Origin of the sequence: Streptomyces sp. NPDC001502 (genome assembly GCF_042894785.1) — a bacterium.
GTDB lineage: Bacteria > Actinomycetota > Actinomycetes > Streptomycetales > Streptomycetaceae > Streptomyces > Streptomyces kutzneri.
In genome coordinates this window covers 468,674-484,645 of the sequence record NZ_JBIAVW010000001.1, presented here as the reverse complement: position 1 = coordinate 484,645, position 15,972 = coordinate 468,674, and the positions used below count along the sequence as shown (strand labels likewise).

Sequence of the window (15,972 nt, the reverse complement as noted above, 5' to 3'; positions counted from 1 at the left end):
GGGCATGGGGGTCCAGTGGGATACCCGCCCGGCAAACTCTTCCCGGTCAGTTGAGCCGATTTTCCCGATCAACCCCGTGCGCCCTACTTCTTCAGCAGCCCCTTGGACTCCAGGTAGGCCTTCGCGACGTCGGCCGGCTTGGCGCGCTCGGCGTCCACCTTGCGGTTCAGGTCGACCAGATCGGCCGTCGTGAGCACCTTGGTCAGCTTGTCGAGCGCGGCGGCGACCTCCGGGGTTCCGGCGTCCTTGGCGTTGACCACCGGCAGGACGTTGTCGGCGTTCTGGAGCTTCTTGTCGTCGTCCAGCAGGACCAGGCCGTAGCTGTCGAGGGTGGCATCGGTGGTCGTGGTGAGCACGAGCTGGTCGGCGCCGTCCTTGACCGCCTGCTTGGCCTGCGGGGTGCCGACGCCCTTCGGGTCGATACCGGAAACCTGAATTCCGTACGTCTTGGTCAACCCCGGCGCGCAGAAGGGCCGGACACTGCATTCGTCGCCCGCCGCGATCTTCACCTTGAGTCCGGACTTGCCAAGATCGGAAAGCGTCTTCAGGTTGTTCTTCTGGGCGAATTCCTTGGTCACGGCGAATGCGTTCTGGTCGACCGCCTCACCGGCGGCCAGCGCCTTGAGGCCGAGCGGGGCCGCGAGCTTCTCCAGGCCCGCCACCGTCGCCGCGACGTCGCTGGAGGCGACCGGCTTCTCCTCGGGCGCCTTCGGACCGTTCACCTTGGCGTTGAGGAACTCCGCGAGCGTGGCCGCGTACTCCGGGACGACGTCGATCTCGCCCTTCTCCAGCGACGGCTCGTAGAGCTCACGGTTGTTGACCGTCTTGACCGAGGTGCTGTAGCCCGCGTCCTTCAGGATCTGCGCGTACAGCTCGGCCAGCACGTTCGACTCGGTGAACCCGGCCGCGCCGATCACCAGGCTGCCCTTGCCGCCGCCTGCGGACGAGGAGGAGTCGGCGGAGGCCGAGCCGCCGTCCTTGCTCTTCTCCAGGCTGTCGCCGCCGCACGCGGCCAGCGACACCGTCAGGGCCAGGGCGCCCAGGGACGCGCCGAGGACGCGCGTGGTCTTGGTCATGGAGGTACTCCGTTTCGAGGCGATGGACAGGAAATCAGCGGGACGCCGCCGCCCGCGGCAGCAGCAGCCGGTCCGCCGCCACCAGCGCGCCCTCCACCAGCAGGGCGAGTGCGGCCACCAGCAGGGCGCCCGCGACGACCTGCGGGGTGTTGTACGTGTTGAAGCCGGCGGTGATGATCCGGCCGAGGCCGCCCTGGCCGACCATGGCGGCGATCGTGGCCGTGGCGATGACCTGTACGGCGCCCGAGCGCAGCCCGGTCATCACCATGGCGCGCGCGAGTGGAAGTTCGACGCGCAGGAAGAGCTGGATCCCGGACATCCCCATGCCGCGGGCGGCCTCCACGACCGCGCGGTCCACCTCGCGCATGCCGACGTAGGCGTTGGTCAGCAGCGGCGGGACGGCGAAGAGCACGAGCGCGGCGATGGTGGGCAGGTAGCCGGCGTTGCGCAGCGGGGAGACCATGAACAGCGCCAGCACGGCGAAGACGGGGACGGCGCGGCCGATGTTGGAGATGTTGATCGCGAGGGTGCCGCCCTTGCCGAGGTGGCCGAGGAACAGGCCGATCGGCAGCGCCACCGCGCAGGCGATCGCGAGCGCGACCGCGCTGACGTAGACGTGCTCGCCGAGCCGGTGCCAGACACCGCTCTCCCCCGACCAGTTGGCGCCGTTCGCCAGCCAGTCCCAGGCCCCTCCGATGACGCCCACGGATTCAGGCCTCCTTCGCCGGAGCCGAAGCCGAAGCCGGAGCCGGAGCGGCGGGCCGGGCACCGGCACGCGCACGGGTACCGGCACCGGCACCGGCCCGGGTCCACGGGGTGAGCAGCCGCTGTACGCCGAGCAGCAGCAGGTCGGCCACGAGCGCGAGCAGCACGCAGAGCACCGAGGCGGTGAGCACCTGGGCCTTGAAGGAGCTGTTCACGGCCGGGGCGATGAGATTGCCGAGGCCGCCCTTGCCGACGATGGAGCCGACCGTGGTCAGCGCGACCGTCGAGACGGTGGCGATCCGGACCCCGGCGAGCAGCGCGGGCAGTGCGAGGGGCAGTTCGACCTGCCACAGCAGGCGCCCCGGGCCGTATCCCATGCCGCGCGCGGCCTCCCGTACGTCCTCGGGGACGGCCTCCAGGCCGGCCAGGACGTTGCGGACCAGGATCGTCAGCGAATACAGCACCAGCCCGGTCACCACCAGCGCCGCCGAGAGCCCGAAGACCGGCAGCAGCAGGGAGAACATGGCCAGCGAGGGGATCGTGTAGAGGAGGGTGGTCAGGCCCAGGACGGGCGCCGCCCAGCGGCGGCCGCGGCGGGCCAGCAGGGCGAGCGGCACGGACACGGCTATGCCGATCAGGACCGACACGCCCGTGATCCAGATGTGTTCGAGGGTGGCGTCGGTGAGTTCCTGGGAGCGGGAGGTGACGTAGTCCCAGCAGATCCAGTCGTTCGCCACCAGGCAGTTCTGCGCCGCCATGCCCCTCACCCCCCGTCATTCGAACGTACGTCTTCACGATCACCCGTCACAGCGACCCTAACCCCCACCACCCTCAATGGCCGGAATCCTTCGCAGTGGGGCAACACGCCCTTCACAAATCAGCGGCCGGCGTGCGGAAAGATGGGCTTGTGATCCGATTCGAGCATGTGACCAAGCGCTACCCCGACGGGACGACAGCCGTCGAGGACCTGTCCTTCGAGGTGGCGGAAGGTGAGCTGGTCACGCTCGTGGGACCGTCCGGCTGCGGCAAGACGACCACGATGAAGATGGTCAACCGGCTCATCGACCCGACCTCCGGCCGGATCCTGCTGAACGGCGAGGACATCGCGGCCGCCGATCCGGTCGAGCTGCGCCGCCGGATCGGGTACGTCATCCAGCAGGTCGGGCTGTTCCCGCACAAGACGGTGCTGGAGAACACGGCGACCGTGCCGCAGCTGATCGGCACCCCCAAGGCGCAGGCCCGCGCCCGGGCGGCCGAACTGCTGGAGCTGGTGGGCCTGGACCCGGCCGTGTACGGCGGCCGGTACCCGGAGCAGCTGTCCGGCGGGCAGCGCCAGCGCGTCGGCGTGGCCCGCGCGCTCGCCGCCGATCCGCCGGTGCTGCTGATGGACGAGCCGTTCGGCGCGGTGGACCCGGTGGTGCGCGAGCGGCTGCAGAACGAGTTCCTGACCCTGCAGAGGACGGTGCGCAAGACGATCCTGCTGGTCACCCACGATCTGGAGGAGGCGATCCGGCTCGGCGACCGCATCGCGGTCTACGGCACCGGCACCATCGAGCAGTTCGCCCGCCCGGCGGCGGTGCTCGGGGCGCCCGCCACCGACTACGTGGCCTCCTTCGTCGGCGCCGACCGGGGGCTCAAGCGGCTCGCGGTCACCGCGGTCGAGGCGGCCGACCTGGCCGCGGCGCAGGGGAAGGACCCGGCGGCCTCGGTGGAGCTGGGCGCGACGCTGCGCGAGGCGCTCTCCGCCCTGCTGCAGGAGGACTCGGGGCGGATCGGGGTCACGGACCCGGAATCCGGCGCGCTGGTCGGCGTACTGACTCCGGAGGGCGTCCACCGGGCACTGCGCCGGGCCCAGTTGCAGGAGGCGTAGGCCGGGCGGTCCCGGAAGCAGCTGTGACCGGCCTCGGGGAGGCCGGTCACGGGTGCGTCGGGCGGTCGGGGGCGCCGGGTGTCGGGTGTCGGCGCGAGGCGGGTCAGGCCTGGATGCGGTTGCTCATCCACGTCAGCATCGGCGGGATCTCCCGTCGCCACGTGTTGAAGTTGTGGCCACCGCTGTCGAGGATGATGGAGGAGACCCGGTCCGGGCCCTGCACCTTCTTGATGAACTTCCTGGTGTCGGAGAGGTTCGGCTCGCCCTTCTCGCTGCTGGTCACGAGGAACGACGTACCGGTCGGCTTCTTGTGCTCGATGCTGTGCAGCACATCCGCGCGCTTCTTCAGCTTCTCGTCCCCGTGGAACAGGTCACCGGTCGTCGGGTCGTCCGGGGCCTCGTAGTACGCGGACAGACCCGCGGCGGCGCCGAAGGTCTGCGGGTAGTGCGCGGCGATCTTCAGGGCGCAGTAGCCGCCCGTGGAGTTGCCGATGAAGCCCATGTTCTGGGGCTTCTTGCCGACCCGGAAGGTGTCCGTGATGGCCTGCGGGAGGTCCTCGCCGAAGAAGGTCTCGGTCTGCGGGCCACCGGGTATGTCGACGCACTCGGTGTCACGCGGCGGCGCCACGGTCGGGCGCAGCATGACCAGGATCATCGGCTTCATCTTGCCCGACTTGGACAGGCTGAAGGCCTTCATGGGGTAGTCGAGCCCTTTGATGAGGTTCTCGGCGGTGCCCGGGTAGCCCGTCAGGACGATGGACGCGGGGAAGTTCTGGTCCTTGTGCTGGGGCTGGAAGTACTCCGGCGGGAGCCAGACGTAGCCGGGGCTCGTTATCTTCGACTTCTGCCCGGTTATGGCAACCTTCAGGATCTGACCACCGACCTGGGGCTTGGCGCCACCGGGTACGTCCAGCTTCTGCTTGTCGACGACCTTGATGTCCTTGCTGCTCATCGAGTGGTCGACGACCTTGCCCATGGACGTCTCCTGACCGAGCAGGTCGGCCCAGGAACCGTAGAAGAGGAACGACTTGTTAGCCGCGAGCCCCACAGCCGAGAACAGCGCCAGCTGGGTCGCCAGCAGCAGCCCGATCCGGCCGGCGAACGCGCGCCAGGTGCGGCCCGAGAGCTTCGGCCAGAACCACACCGTGGCTGCGAAGAGCAGCACACCGGCGATGATGGCCAGCGCCAGAACCGTATTACTGGTGAGACCCATGAGCAGTCAGTCGACTTTCTGGTGGCAGGACTGTTTTTTTCCGACGAAAGAGTGAACCCGCTCCTCGTCGATGTCGTCCTAAGGGACGCACCACACACCGGAGGCTGTCGCGGCCTTCGGCCACATGATCTCTCGCGGAGCAACGGGAAGCGATGTCTAGCAGGATAGATGGCGATAAGTCGGGACAGGTTCCGAGCAGGGTCCGCCGAATCCTCCGAGGCCCACAGCCGGAGTCGGTGCCCGGCCTGGTAGGTACGGCCGTCATGATCGTCGGCCTTCTGGACATCGCGGCAGGGGTGTTCCCGCGTTTCCGGCACAGCCGGATCCACGCGCTGGCGGAGGTGCTGCCGGTCTTCGGGCCGTTCGCAGCGGCCCTCGCCATCAGCGCGGGCGTGCTGCTCCTGCTGCTCGCGCACGGCCTCAAGCGCCGCAAGCGCCGGGCCTGGCGGGCGGCGGTCGTGCTGCTGCCGGCGGGTGCCGTGGCGCAGTTCCTCTACAGGCACTCGATCCCCGGCCTGATCATCGCGGCGGTGCTCTTCGCGCTGCTGCTGCGCCACCAGAGTGAGTTCAAGGCGCTGCCCGACCCGCGCAGCCGCTGGAAGGCCCTCGCCAACTTCGTCGTGATGAGCGCCGGCTCCATCGGGCTCGGCCTGCTCATCGTGAACGTCCACCCGAACCGGGTCGTCGGCAACCCGAGCCTGTACGAGCAGATCACGCACGTCGTCTACGGCCTCTTCGGCTTCGAGGGCCCCGTCGACTACGCGGGCCAGGTGTCCTGGACCGTCGGCTACTCCCTCGGCGCCCTCGGCATGCTGACCGCCCTCACCACCATCTACCTTGCCTTCCGCCCCGAGCACCCGGCCGCCCGGCTCACCGCCGACGACGAGGGCAAGCTGCGCGAGCTGCTGGCCAAGCACGGCGGCCGCGACTCGCTCGGCCACTTCGCGCTCCGCCGCGACAAGGCCGTCGTCTTCTCCCCCAGCGGCAAGGCCGCCGTCACCTACCGCGTCGTCTCCGGTGTGATGCTCGCCTCCGGCGACCCCATCGGCGACGTCGAGGCCTGGCCCGGCGCGATCGAGCGGTTCATGGAGGAGGCCAAGGCCCACTCGTGGACCCCGGCCGTCGTGGGCTGCAGCGAGACCGGTGGCGAGGTCTGGACCCGCGAGACCGGTCTGGACGCCCTGGAGCTGGGTGACGAGGCGATTGTCGATGTCAAAGACTTCTCCCTCGCGGGCCGTCCCATGCGCAATGTCCGCCAGATGGTGAAGCGCATCGAGCGCAACGGCTACACCACCCAGGTGCGCCGGGTCAGCGAGCTGACCGAGGAGGAGCTGGAACGGGTCCGCGGCGCGGCCGAGGCCTGGCGCGGCACCGACACCGAGCGCGGGTTCTCGATGGCCCTGGGCCGGGTCGGCGAGGAGGGCGACGGCGACTGCTTCATCGCCACCGCGCACCGCGTGGAGGAGGGCGACACCAGCCCCTTCGGCGACCTGAAGGCCGTCCTGCACTTCGTCCCGTGGGGCAAGGACGGCATGTCGCTGGAGCTGATGCGCCGCGACCGCGCCGCCGACCCCGGCATGAACGAGCTGCTGATCGTCGCCTCCCTCCAGGCCGCCCCCGGCCTGAAGATCGAGAAGGTCTCGCTGAACTTCGCGATGTTCCGCGCGGCCCTCGCCCGCGGCGAGAAGATCGGCGCCGGCCCGGTCCTGCGGATGTGGCGCGGCCTGCTGGTCTTCCTCTCCCGCTGGTTCCAGATCGAGTCGCTCTACAAGTTCAACGAGAAGTTCCGCCCCCGCTGGGAGCCGCGCTTCATGGTCTACCGCAACAGCCGCGACCTGCCCCGCATCGGCTTCGCCGTGATGCAGGCCGAGGGCTTCGTCACGGTGGCCCTGCCCCGGCTCTTCGCCAGCCGCCGCCGTCCCAAGCCGGTGCGCACCTGCACGCACAACCACATGACGGCCGTGCCCAAGCAGCCGGAGCGCGAGGTCCAGGCGGCGTAACCCCCCGCACATGCCCGTCCAGGGCCCCGGCGGTCGCGAGACGCCGGGGCCCTGTCGTATCCAGGTCAGCCCTACCCTTGGACCTATGAACACGAAGCGCGGAGCCACCGGCAGGGGCCGGGTCGCAGGTCTGCCGGACTGGGACCGCTGCGCGGTCATGGGCGTCGTCAACGTCACCCCCGACTCGTTCTCCGACGGCGGCCGCTGGTTCGACACCACCGCCGCGGTCAAGCGCGGCCTCGACCTCGTCGAGCACGGCGCCGACCTCGTCGACGTCGGCGGCGAGTCCACCCGCCCCGGCGCCTCCCGCGTCGACGAGGAGGAGGAGCTGCGCCGGGTCGTCCCCGTGGTCCGCGGCCTGGCCTCCGAAGGCGTCACCGTCTCCGTGGACACCATGCGCGCGGTCGTCGCCGCCCGGGCCGTCGAGGCCGGCGCGACCCTGGTCAACGACGTCAGCGGCGGCCTGGCCGACCCCGGGATGATCCCGGCCGTCGCCGCCGCCGAGGTGCCCTTCGTCGTGATGCACTGGCGCGGCTTCAGCGCCGGCATGAACGGCCTCGCCGTCTACGACGACGTGGTCGCCGAGGTCACCGCCGAGCTGCGGACCCGGATCGACGCGGTCGTGGCCGGCGGGATCGCCCCCGAGCGGCTCCTCATCGATCCCGGACTCGGCTTCGCCAAGAACGCCGAGCACGACCTGGCCCTCGTCGCCCACCTGCCCGAGCTGCGCGCCCTGGGCTTCCCGCTGCTGGTCGCCGCGTCGCGGAAGCGTTTCCTCGGCCGGGTCCTGGCCGGCGGGGCCGGTACCACCCCGCCGCCCGCCCGCGAACGGGACGCCGCCACGGCCGCCGTCTCCGCGATCGCCGCCCACCAGGGCGCCTGGGCCGTACGGGTGCACGAGGTACGGGCGACCGCGGACGCGGTTCGGGTGGCCCGTGCCGTGGAAGGCGCACTCTGATCCGTACCCACCGACAAGGAGCACCGTGAGCAGAACCGACATCGAGGCGGTCGAAGAGGTCAACACGGCCTTCTACGAGGCAATGGAGCGGGGGGACTTCGACTCACTGTCGGCGCTCTGGCTGGAGGACGAGATCTCCTGCGTCCACCCCGGCTGGCCGGTGCTCTCGGGCCGCGGCGAGGTCCTGCGCTCGTACGCGCTCATCATGTCGCACACCGACTACATCCAGTTCTTCCTCACCGACACCAAAGTGGCCGTAATAGGTGATACCGCCCTGGTGACGTGTACGGAGAACATCCTCAGCGGCGGGCCCGCCGAGGACGGCGGGGAACTCGGCCCGCTCGTCGGTCAGCTGGTCGTCGCGACGAATGTGTTCCGACGCACATCCGAGGGCTGGCGCCTCTGGTCCCACCACGGTTCTCCGGTCCTCACGGAGTCCGACGAGGACGAGGAGGAGGACGCCTCCTGACCCCTCCGGCGGGAGCCGGAGTATTTCGCAGGTAAATTCGAAGACGGACGACGCCGACCGCACTCGGCGCAGCCATGGCCCCGGGGAGCCCCGGGACCGGAAGCACCTACCAAAGCAGGAGTGATTCGCGTGGATCGTGTCGCGCTGCGCGGCCTCAAGGCTCGCGGGCACCACGGCGTCTTCCCCCGGGAACGCGAGGAAGGCCAGACCTTCATCGTCGACCTCGTGCTGCACCTCGACACCCGCCCCGCGGCGGCCGGAGACGACCTGGCGAAGACCGTGCACTACGGGGTCGTCGCCGAGGAGGTCGTCGACGTGGTCCAGGGTGAGCCCGTCGACCTGATCGAAACCCTGGCCGAGCGAATCGCCCAGCAGTGCCTCAAGCACGAAGCGGTGGCACAGGTGGAGGTCGTCGTCCACAAACCGGACGCGCCCATCACCGTCCCCTTCGACGACGTGACCATCACGATCACCCGGAGCCGCGCATGAACAACGGACTGAACGCACAGAGCGACCCCACCGTCCAGCCGGTACCCGCCTCCGTCGTCGAGACGGTCGACGCGGCGGACGTGACCCTGTCCAACCCCAAATGGGCCGTGATCGCGCTCGGCTCGAACCTCGGCAACCGGCTGGAGACCCTGCAGGGCGCCATCGACGCCCTCGGCGACACCCCCGGCATGCGGGTCAAGGCCGTCTCCCCCGTCTACGAGACCGAGCCGTGGGGCGTCGCGCCCGGCTCGCAGCCCTCGTACCTCAACGCGGTCGTCGCCGTGAAGACCACCCTGCCGCCGTCCTCGCTCCTGGAGCGCGCGCACGCCGTCGAGGAGGCGTTCGACCGCGTCCGCGAGGAGCGCTGGTGCCCGCGCACGATCGACGTCGACATCGTCGCGTACGCCGACCGGGTCTCCGACGACCCGGTCCTCACCCTCCCGCACCCGCGCGCCCACCAGCGTGCCTTCGTGCTGGCCCCCTGGCACGACATCGACCCGGAGGCCCAGATCCCGGGCCGCGGCCCGGTCACGGCGCTGCTGGCCGAAATCGGCCTGGTCGGCGTGGCGCCGCGCCCCGACCTGGAACTCCACCTCCCCGAGTAGTCGTTAGTAGCCTGTCCACGGCTACTCGCTGAAAGTGGGGAACGCGCAAGTGAAGCAACTGAGGCCGGGGGTCCTGGCGGGCATCTTCGTGGTCGCCGGGGTCCTGTCCTGGGCCGGTGCCCGGCTGTGGAACGCGTACGGCACCCTGCCGGGCGTTCCGCTGGCCGCGCCGATCGTCCTGGGCATCATCGCGGCGGTGCTGCTGGCCACGGCCCTGTCCATGCGCGCCCGCCTCAAGGCCCAGCGGGAGCGCCGCCCGGGCGCCAAGGGCGTGGAGCCGCTGATGGCGGCCCGCGCCGTGGTCTTCGGCCAGGCCAGTGCCCTGGTGGCGGCGCTGGTGGCGGGCATGTACGGCGGGGTGGGCGTCTTCCTGCTGACGGACGCCCTCGACGTCCCCGCCCGCCGCGACCAGGCCTGGTACGCCGGCTTCTCGGTCCTGGCGGGCGTGGCGGTCGTCGCCGCCGCCCTCTTCCTGGAACACGTCCTCAAGCTCCCGGAGGACGAGGACCCGACCAAGGCCCCGGCCCGGGCCTAGGGGCAGAGGCCTGTCGGTCGGCCCCGGGCCGGGGCCGACTCGGGTACCGGCTCAGCGGGCCATGATCAGGGACATGGCCTCGTTGCGGGTGGCGGGGTCGCGGAGCTGGCCGCGGACCGCCGAGGTGATCGTCTTCGCGCCGGGCTTGCGGACGCCGCGCATGGTCATGCACATGTGCTCGCACTCGATGACCACGATGACCCCGCGCGGGTCCAGGATCTCCATCAGGGAGTCCGCGATCTGCGTGGTCAGGCGCTCCTGCACCTGCGGACGGCGGGCGAACACGTCCACGAGGCGGGCCAGCTTCGACAGGCCGGTGATCTTGCCGTCGGTGGACGGGATGTAGCCGACGTGCGCGACGCCGTGAAATGGGACCAGATGATGTTCACACGAACTCATGACTTCGATGTCCTTCACCAGGACCATCTCGTCGTGCCCGAGGTCGAACGTCGTCGTCAGGACCTCTTCGGGCTTCTGGTACAGCCCGGCGAATATCTCCCGGTACGACCGCGCCACGCGCGCCGGGGTCTCCAGGAGGCCCTCACGGTCCGGGTCCTCGCCGACCGCGATCAGGAGTTCGCGGACCGCCGCCTCCGCGCGCTTCTCGTCGAACTCGCCGATCCTGCCCTCGTCACCGGTCAGGGTCACTGGGTCGGTCATCTCATCCTCGTTCCTGTCCGCACACGCGGTCGTACAAATGTGCCGCGCCCCCCAGGCTAGAACCTGGGGGGCGCGGCTTCCATTCCGGGTGGGGCGAGCCGCCGGTTACTCGGGGCGGTCCTCGGGAGCCACCTCGATGCCCTTCTCCGTGGAGACCGGCGCGACGGCGGCAGACGTGCCGTTCGCCGAGTTCGTCAGCTGGAGCTCCTTGGGAGAGAGCACCGGCGGACGGGTGGAGGGGGTGCGGCGGGAGGAGCCGGTCCACGCGGGGCGGGCCGGACGCTTCACGATCGTCGAGAAGATCTCGGCGATCTGCTCCTTGTTCAGCGTCTCCTTCTCCAGCAGCGCGAGGACCAGGTTGTCGAGGACGTCACGGTTCTCGACCAGGATCTCCCAGGCCTCGTTGTGCGCGGTCTCGATGAGCTTCTTGACCTCTTCGTCGACCAGCGCCGCGACCTCTTCCGAGTAGTCCCGCGGGTGCGACATCTCGCGGCCCAGGAACGGCTCGGTGTTGTCGCCGCCGAACTTGATCGCACCGAGACGCTCGGTCATGCCGTACTGCGTGACCATGGCCCGCGCCGTGGCGGTGGCCTTCTCGATGTCGTTCGCCGCGCCGGTGGTCGGGTCGTGGAAGACCAGCTCCTCCGCCGCGCGCCCGCCCAGCATGTACGCCAGCTGGTCGAGCATCTCGTTGCGCGTGGTCGAGTACTTGTCCTCGTCGGGCAGGACCATGGTGTAACCCAGGGCCCGGCCGCGGGACAGGATCGTGATCTTGTGGACCGGGTCGGAGTTCGGGGAGGCCGCCGCGACCAGGGCGTGTCCGCCCTCGTGGTACGCGGTGATCTTCTTTTCCCGGTCCGACATGATCCGGGTCCGCTTCTGCGGGCCCGCCACGACACGGTCGATCGCCTCGTCCAGCGCGTGGTTGTCGACCAGCTTCTTGTCCGAGCGGGCCGTGAGCAGCGCGGCCTCGTTCAGGACGTTGGAGAGATCGGCACCGGTGAAGCCGGGCGTACGACGGGCGACGGCACCCAGGTCGACGTCCGGGGCGACCGGCTTGCCCTTCTGGTGGACCTTGAGGATCTCCAGACGGCCCTGCATGTCCGGACGGTCGACCGCGATCTGCCGGTCGAAGCGGCCCGGGCGCAGCAGCGCCGGGTCGAGGATGTCCGGACGGTTCGTGGCGGCGATCAGGATGACGCCGCCCTTCACGTCGAAGCCGTCCATCTCGACCAGCAGCTGGTTGAGGGTCTGCTCGCGCTCGTCGTGACCGCCGCCGAGACCCGCACCGCGGTGCCGGCCGACGGCGTCGATCTCGTCGACGAAGACGATCGCCGGGGCGTTGGCCTTGGCCTGCTCGAACAGGTCACGGACACGCGAGGCACCGACACCGACGAACATCTCGACGAAGTCGGATCCGGAGATCGAGTAGAAGGGGACACCGGCCTCGCCCGCGACGGCACGCGCGAGCAGGGTCTTTCCGGTGCCGGGCGGGCCGTACAGCAGCACACCCTTGGGGATCTTGGCGCCGACGGCCTGGAACTTCGCCGGCTCCTGCAGGAACTCCTTGATCTCGTGGAGTTCCTCGACGGCCTCGTCCGCGCCCGCGACATCGGCGAACGTGGTCTTCGGGGTGTCCTTGGTGATGAGCTTGGCCTTGGACTTCCCGAAGTTCATGACCCGGGAGCCGCCGCCCTGCATCTGGTTCATCAGGAACAGGAAGACCAGGACGATGAGCACGAAGGGCAGGAGCGAGAGCAGCACGCTCAGGAACGGGCTGGTCTTGTCCGGCGTGACGGAGTACCCGTCCGGGATCTGACCGGCGTCGTACTTGGTCTGGAGGCTCTGGGCGAGCTGAACGCCCTGATCCCCGATGTAGTTGGCCTGGAACTTGGTGCCGTCGTGCTTGCCGAGCTTCTCGCCTTGCTTGAGCTCGATCTTGATCATCTGGCTGTCGCCGGTGGTCAGCTTGGCTGTCTCCACCTGGCCAGTGTTGATCGCCTTGATGACCTCGCTGGTGTCCACCGACTTGTAGCCGCCGCCGGAGCCGACGACATTCATCAACACGACCACGGCGAGGACGGCCAGCACGATCCACATGACCGGCCCACGGAAGTATCGCTTCACGTCCATCCATACGGGACGCCAGGCGTCCCGTCCCTCCTGCCCGTAGGTAAATGCTGCTGTGAGTAAAGACTGTTCTTCGGAATGTACCCCTGAATTGTCACCCGCGGCCCTGTGGGACGGCTGACAGACCCGCCTTCCCCTGCTTCAACGGCGGGAACCGCCCCCAGGTTCCCCGCGGGCTTGCCGGGGTTCCCGGGGGGCGGGAGCGGGATCAGCCGCCGTAGACGTGCGGGGCGAGCGTGCCGACGAACGGCAGGTTGCGGTACTTCTCCGCGTAGTCCAGGCCGTAGCCCACGACGAACTCGTTGGGGATGTCGAAGCCGACCCACTTCACGTCGATCGCGACCTTCGCGGCCTCGGGCTTGCGCAGCAGCGTGACGACCTCCAGGGAGGCCGGCTGGCGGGAGCCCAGGTTCGACAGCAGCCAGGACAGCGTCAGGCCCGAGTCGATGATGTCCTCGACGATCAGGACGTGCTTGTCCTTGATGTCGGTGTCCAGGTCCTTGAGGATCCGCACCACGCCGGAGGACTGGGTCCCGGCGCCGTACGAGGACACCGCCATCCAGTCCATGGTGAGCGGGGTGGACAAGGCACGCGCCAGGTCCGCCATCACCATCACGGCGCCCTTGAGCACACCGACGATGAGCAGGTCCTTGCCCGCGTACTCCGCGTCGATCTTCGCGGCCAGCTCGGCCAGCTTCGCGTCGATCTCTTCCTTGGTGATGAGCACCGACTGGAGGTCGCTGCCCATGTCCTTCTCGTCCACCCGCATCACTTTCGTTGTCGGCCGGGGCTCCGGGGGCGACCCCGGAGGACTCAGCCGTGTTTCAGCACCAATCAGCCCTGCCGGATGACAAGTCTGCCACCCTGCCGCTGGGCCTCGACCCGGCCGGGCAGGTTGATGGCGCCCTGACCGCGCCAACCGGTGATGAGGCGGTCGACTTCTTCGATGTGACGGGCGAAGAGCGAGCCCGCGGGGGACCCCGCCGCGACGACGGCCCTGCGCAGCACGCGGCGGCGGACGGCCGGGGGCAGGGCGTAGAGCTTGGCGCACTCCAGGCGGCCGTCCGCGTCGCGTACGCCGGTCTCCGCCTCGGCGGCCCAGGAGTCCAGGGCGTCGGCGTCGTCCCGGGAGAGCTGCGCGGTGCGGGCGAGTGCCTCGACGACTCCCTTGCCGAGCGCCTTCTCCAGGGCGGGCAGTCCCTCGTGGCGCAGCCGGGAGCGGGTGTAGGCGGGGTCGATGTTGTGCGGGTCGTCCCAGACGGGGAGGGACTGGACCATGCAGGCCTTGCGGGCGGTCTGCCGGTCGACCTGGAGGAAGGGGCGGCGGTAGCGGTTCGTGCGGCCCGCGCTGCCGCCGGAGACCTCCGGCATGCCGGAGAGCGAGCGGATGCCGGAGCCGCGGGCCAGGCCCAGCAGGACGGTTTCGGCTTGATCGTCCCGGGTGTGGCCGAGCAGCACGGCGGCGGCGCCGAGGCGGTCCGCGGCTTCGTCCAGGGCCCCGTAGCGGGCGTCGCGGGCGGCGGCCTCGGGTCCGCCGTCGCGGCCGACGCGCACGGCGACGGACTCCACCGGGTCGAGGCGGAGTGCGGTCATGCGGGTGACGACCTCGGCGGCGCGCAGGTCGGAGCCGGGCTGCAGTCCGTGGTCGACGGTGATGCCGCCGGCCCGGATGCCGAGCTTGGGGGCCTCGAAGGCGAGGGCGGAGGCGAGCGCCATGGAGTCGGCGCCGCCGGAGCAGGCGACGAGGACGAGCGGCAGGGGGCCCCCGGCGCGGCGGGGGCCGGCGGGAGTGCCCGTGTGGTCGGTGAGGACGTCGTGGAGTACGCGGCGGACCGCCAGGCGTATCGCCGCGACCGCAGGATGGGGACCCATGTCCGGTGCCCTTCGATGGAGTTCGGATGCCTCGGAGGCGTTGGGGTGGTGTGCTGAGGTGCTGCTGCCCGGCTGCCCCCGCGGAACGGGAGGATGTCACTCAGAGTGCGTCGATGGTGACAGAACCGAGCCGTTCCCCGAGCATCGCACGCCCTTCCACGGCCCACGGTCCCTCGGACGGGTGACGCTGCTTCCCCCAGTGAGACATGTTTACGCCCCCTGTGTCACTCCGCTTCGCTCGGTTCGCTCCCCTTGCGGTGCACCCGGGCCACCCAGTCGGCGGGCCTGGCGATCTCGGCCTTGGTCGGCAGTGTGTTCGGGGAGGTCCACACCCGGTTGAAGCCGTCCATGCCGACCTGGCCGACGACGGCGCGTACGAACCGCTCGCCGTCGCGGTACTGGCGCAGCTTGGCGTCCAGGCCCAACAGCTTGCGCAGCGCGGCGTCGAGGCGGCCGGCCCCGCTGGCCCTGCGCTGCTGGAACTTCTCGCGGATCTCGGCGACCGAGGGCACCACCTGGGGGCCGACCCCGTCCATCACGAAGTCGGCGTGGCCCTCCAGCAGGGACATGACGGCGGTGAGCCGGCTCAGGATCTCGCGCTGCTCGGGGGTCTGCACGAGTTCCACGAGGGAGCGGCCTTCGTCGCCGTGGTCGGCGTCGGGGCGGGCGCCCGCGAAGGACTGGGCGGCTTCCCGGATGCGTTCCAGGACGGTGGACGGGTCCACCTCGGTGGCGCCGAGAAACGTCTGGATTTCGCCTTCGAGGTGGTCGCGCAGCCACGGGACGGCGGTGAACTGTGTACGGTGCGTCTCCTCGTGGAGGCAGACCCAGAGCCGGAAGTCGTGCGGGTGCACCTCCAGCTCGCGCTCGACGTGCACGATGTTGGGCGCGACGAGCAACAGCCGGCCGCCGGCGGCGGGCAGGTCCCGGGAGACGGGTGCGAAGGTCTCGTACTGGCCCAGGACCCGGGAGGCCAGGAAGCTCAGCAGCATGCCCAGCTCGACGCCGGTGACCTTGCCGCCGACCGCGCCGAGGACGGCTCCGCCGGGGGCGCCCGCGCGGCGGTCCTGCATCTTGCCGAGGAGCGGCTGGAGCAGCTCGCGGAAGCCGGCGACGTTGGCCTTGACCCAGCCGGCCCGGTCGACGACCAGGACAGGCGTGTCGGGGACGGCCGACCCCTCGGGGATCATCCGGGTGAACTCGCGCACGTGCCGTTCCGAGGTCCTGGCGTGCCGCCGCAGCTCGGCGACGACGGCCCGCGCCTCGTCCCGGGTGACCTCCGGGCCGGGTCGTACCAGTCGGGTCGCGGTCGCCACCGCGAGGTTCCAGTCGACCATCTCCGCACCACCGATGCTCGTCATGCGTCAACCGTACGTGGACCGGCCCTCCG

Annotated in this window: 16 protein-coding genes; 7 read left to right on the top strand and 9 right to left on the bottom strand. The window is 70.2% G+C overall.

Annotation, left to right across the window (positions count from 1 at the left end; translation table 11 throughout):
• Window positions 1-83 precede the first annotated feature (83 nt).
• Genes ACFY0D_RS02270 through ACFY0D_RS02260 form a run of 3 tightly spaced genes read right to left on the bottom strand, consistent with a single transcriptional unit; the run spans window position 84 to window position 2,539 of the window.
• A complete protein-coding gene (locus ACFY0D_RS02270; protein WP_390796524.1) occupies window positions 84-1,076 on the bottom strand; it encodes an ABC transporter substrate-binding protein in 993 nt (330 codons plus the stop codon).
• 34 nt (window positions 1,077-1,110) lie between these two features.
• Complete coding sequence (locus ACFY0D_RS02265; RefSeq protein WP_390796523.1) at window positions 1,111-1,782, bottom strand: ABC transporter permease; 672 nt, start codon at window positions 1,780-1,782, stop codon at window positions 1,111-1,113.
• A 4-nt stretch (window positions 1,783-1,786) separates the two neighbouring features.
• Window positions 1,787-2,539, bottom strand: coding sequence for an ABC transporter permease (locus tag ACFY0D_RS02260; protein ID WP_390796522.1), 753 nt, complete (start codon window positions 2,537-2,539; stop codon window positions 1,787-1,789).
• A 149-nt stretch (window positions 2,540-2,688) separates the two neighbouring features.
• On the opposite strand from ACFY0D_RS02260, the gene ACFY0D_RS02255 reads away from it, so the two are divergent.
• Window positions 2,689-3,651, top strand: coding sequence for an ABC transporter ATP-binding protein (locus tag ACFY0D_RS02255; protein ID WP_390796521.1), 963 nt, complete (start codon window positions 2,689-2,691; stop codon window positions 3,649-3,651).
• A 103-nt stretch (window positions 3,652-3,754) separates the two neighbouring features.
• On the opposite strand, the gene ACFY0D_RS02250 is transcribed toward ACFY0D_RS02255, so the two are convergent.
• Window positions 3,755-4,864 carry an alpha/beta hydrolase-fold protein gene (locus ACFY0D_RS02250; protein ID WP_351148288.1) on the bottom strand — a complete coding sequence of 370 codons (1,110 nt, stop codon included), beginning with the start codon at window positions 4,862-4,864 and terminating at the stop codon, window positions 3,755-3,757.
• A 152-nt stretch (window positions 4,865-5,016) separates the two neighbouring features.
• Here ACFY0D_RS02250 and ACFY0D_RS02245 point away from each other — a divergent pair, with 152 nt between their 5' ends.
• The 6 genes from ACFY0D_RS02245 (at window position 5,017) to ACFY0D_RS02220 (ending at window position 9,920) form a co-directional block, all read left to right on the top strand.
• Window positions 5,017-6,864 (top strand): phosphatidylglycerol lysyltransferase domain-containing protein, encoded by a 1,848-nt coding sequence (locus tag ACFY0D_RS02245; protein WP_390796520.1) that lies wholly within the window; start codon window positions 5,017-5,019, stop codon window positions 6,862-6,864.
• An 85-nt stretch (window positions 6,865-6,949) separates the two neighbouring features.
• Window positions 6,950-7,822: a dihydropteroate synthase gene (gene folP, locus ACFY0D_RS02240; RefSeq protein ID WP_390796519.1), complete on the top strand. Its 873-nt coding sequence runs from the start codon at window positions 6,950-6,952 to the stop codon at window positions 7,820-7,822.
• Between the two features lie 25 nt (window positions 7,823-7,847).
• Window positions 7,848-8,291, top strand: a complete 444-nt coding sequence (locus tag ACFY0D_RS02235) for a nuclear transport factor 2 family protein (protein WP_266603374.1) — start codon at window positions 7,848-7,850, stop codon at window positions 8,289-8,291.
• A gap of 129 nt (window positions 8,292-8,420) precedes the next feature.
• Complete coding sequence (gene folB, locus ACFY0D_RS02230) at window positions 8,421-8,780, top strand: dihydroneopterin aldolase (RefSeq protein WP_030010912.1); 360 nt, start codon at window positions 8,421-8,423, stop codon at window positions 8,778-8,780.
• Window positions 8,777-9,385 (top strand): 2-amino-4-hydroxy-6-hydroxymethyldihydropteridine diphosphokinase, encoded by a 609-nt coding sequence (gene folK / locus ACFY0D_RS02225; RefSeq protein ID WP_390796518.1) that lies wholly within the window; start codon window positions 8,777-8,779, stop codon window positions 9,383-9,385. Before folB ends, folK begins: the two co-directional genes overlap by 4 nt.
• A gap of 49 nt (window positions 9,386-9,434) precedes the next feature.
• On the top strand, window positions 9,435-9,920 hold the full coding sequence (locus ACFY0D_RS02220; RefSeq protein WP_390796517.1) for a DUF3180 domain-containing protein: 486 nt from the start codon (window positions 9,435-9,437) through the stop codon (window positions 9,918-9,920).
• A gap of 51 nt (window positions 9,921-9,971) precedes the next feature.
• Here the strand turns inward: ACFY0D_RS02220 and folE are convergent, their stop codons facing one another.
• The 5 genes from folE to ACFY0D_RS02195 all read right to left on the bottom strand — a co-directional run bounded on the left by folE (window position 9,972) and on the right by ACFY0D_RS02195 (window position 15,943).
• Window positions 9,972-10,580: a GTP cyclohydrolase I FolE gene (folE, locus tag ACFY0D_RS02215; RefSeq protein ID WP_381845450.1), complete on the bottom strand. Its 609-nt coding sequence runs from the start codon at window positions 10,578-10,580 to the stop codon at window positions 9,972-9,974.
• Window positions 10,581-10,685: 105 nt separating this feature from the next.
• Window positions 10,686-12,713 carry an ATP-dependent zinc metalloprotease FtsH gene (gene ftsH / locus ACFY0D_RS02210; protein ID WP_382544974.1) on the bottom strand — a complete coding sequence of 676 codons (2,028 nt, stop codon included), beginning with the start codon at window positions 12,711-12,713 and terminating at the stop codon, window positions 10,686-10,688.
• A gap of 205 nt (window positions 12,714-12,918) precedes the next feature.
• The gene (hpt, locus tag ACFY0D_RS02205) at window positions 12,919-13,479 is read right to left on the bottom strand and encodes a hypoxanthine phosphoribosyltransferase (RefSeq protein WP_030228417.1); all 561 of its coding nucleotides are present in this window, start codon (window positions 13,477-13,479) and stop codon (window positions 12,919-12,921) included.
• 65 nt (window positions 13,480-13,544) lie between these two features.
• Window positions 13,545-14,582 (bottom strand): tRNA lysidine(34) synthetase TilS, encoded by a 1,038-nt coding sequence (gene tilS, locus ACFY0D_RS02200; protein WP_390796516.1) that lies wholly within the window; start codon window positions 14,580-14,582, stop codon window positions 13,545-13,547.
• A gap of 224 nt (window positions 14,583-14,806) precedes the next feature.
• Window positions 14,807-15,943: a zinc-dependent metalloprotease gene (locus ACFY0D_RS02195; RefSeq protein WP_390796515.1), complete on the bottom strand. Its 1,137-nt coding sequence runs from the start codon at window positions 15,941-15,943 to the stop codon at window positions 14,807-14,809.
• Between the last annotated feature and the right edge of the window lie 29 nt (window positions 15,944-15,972).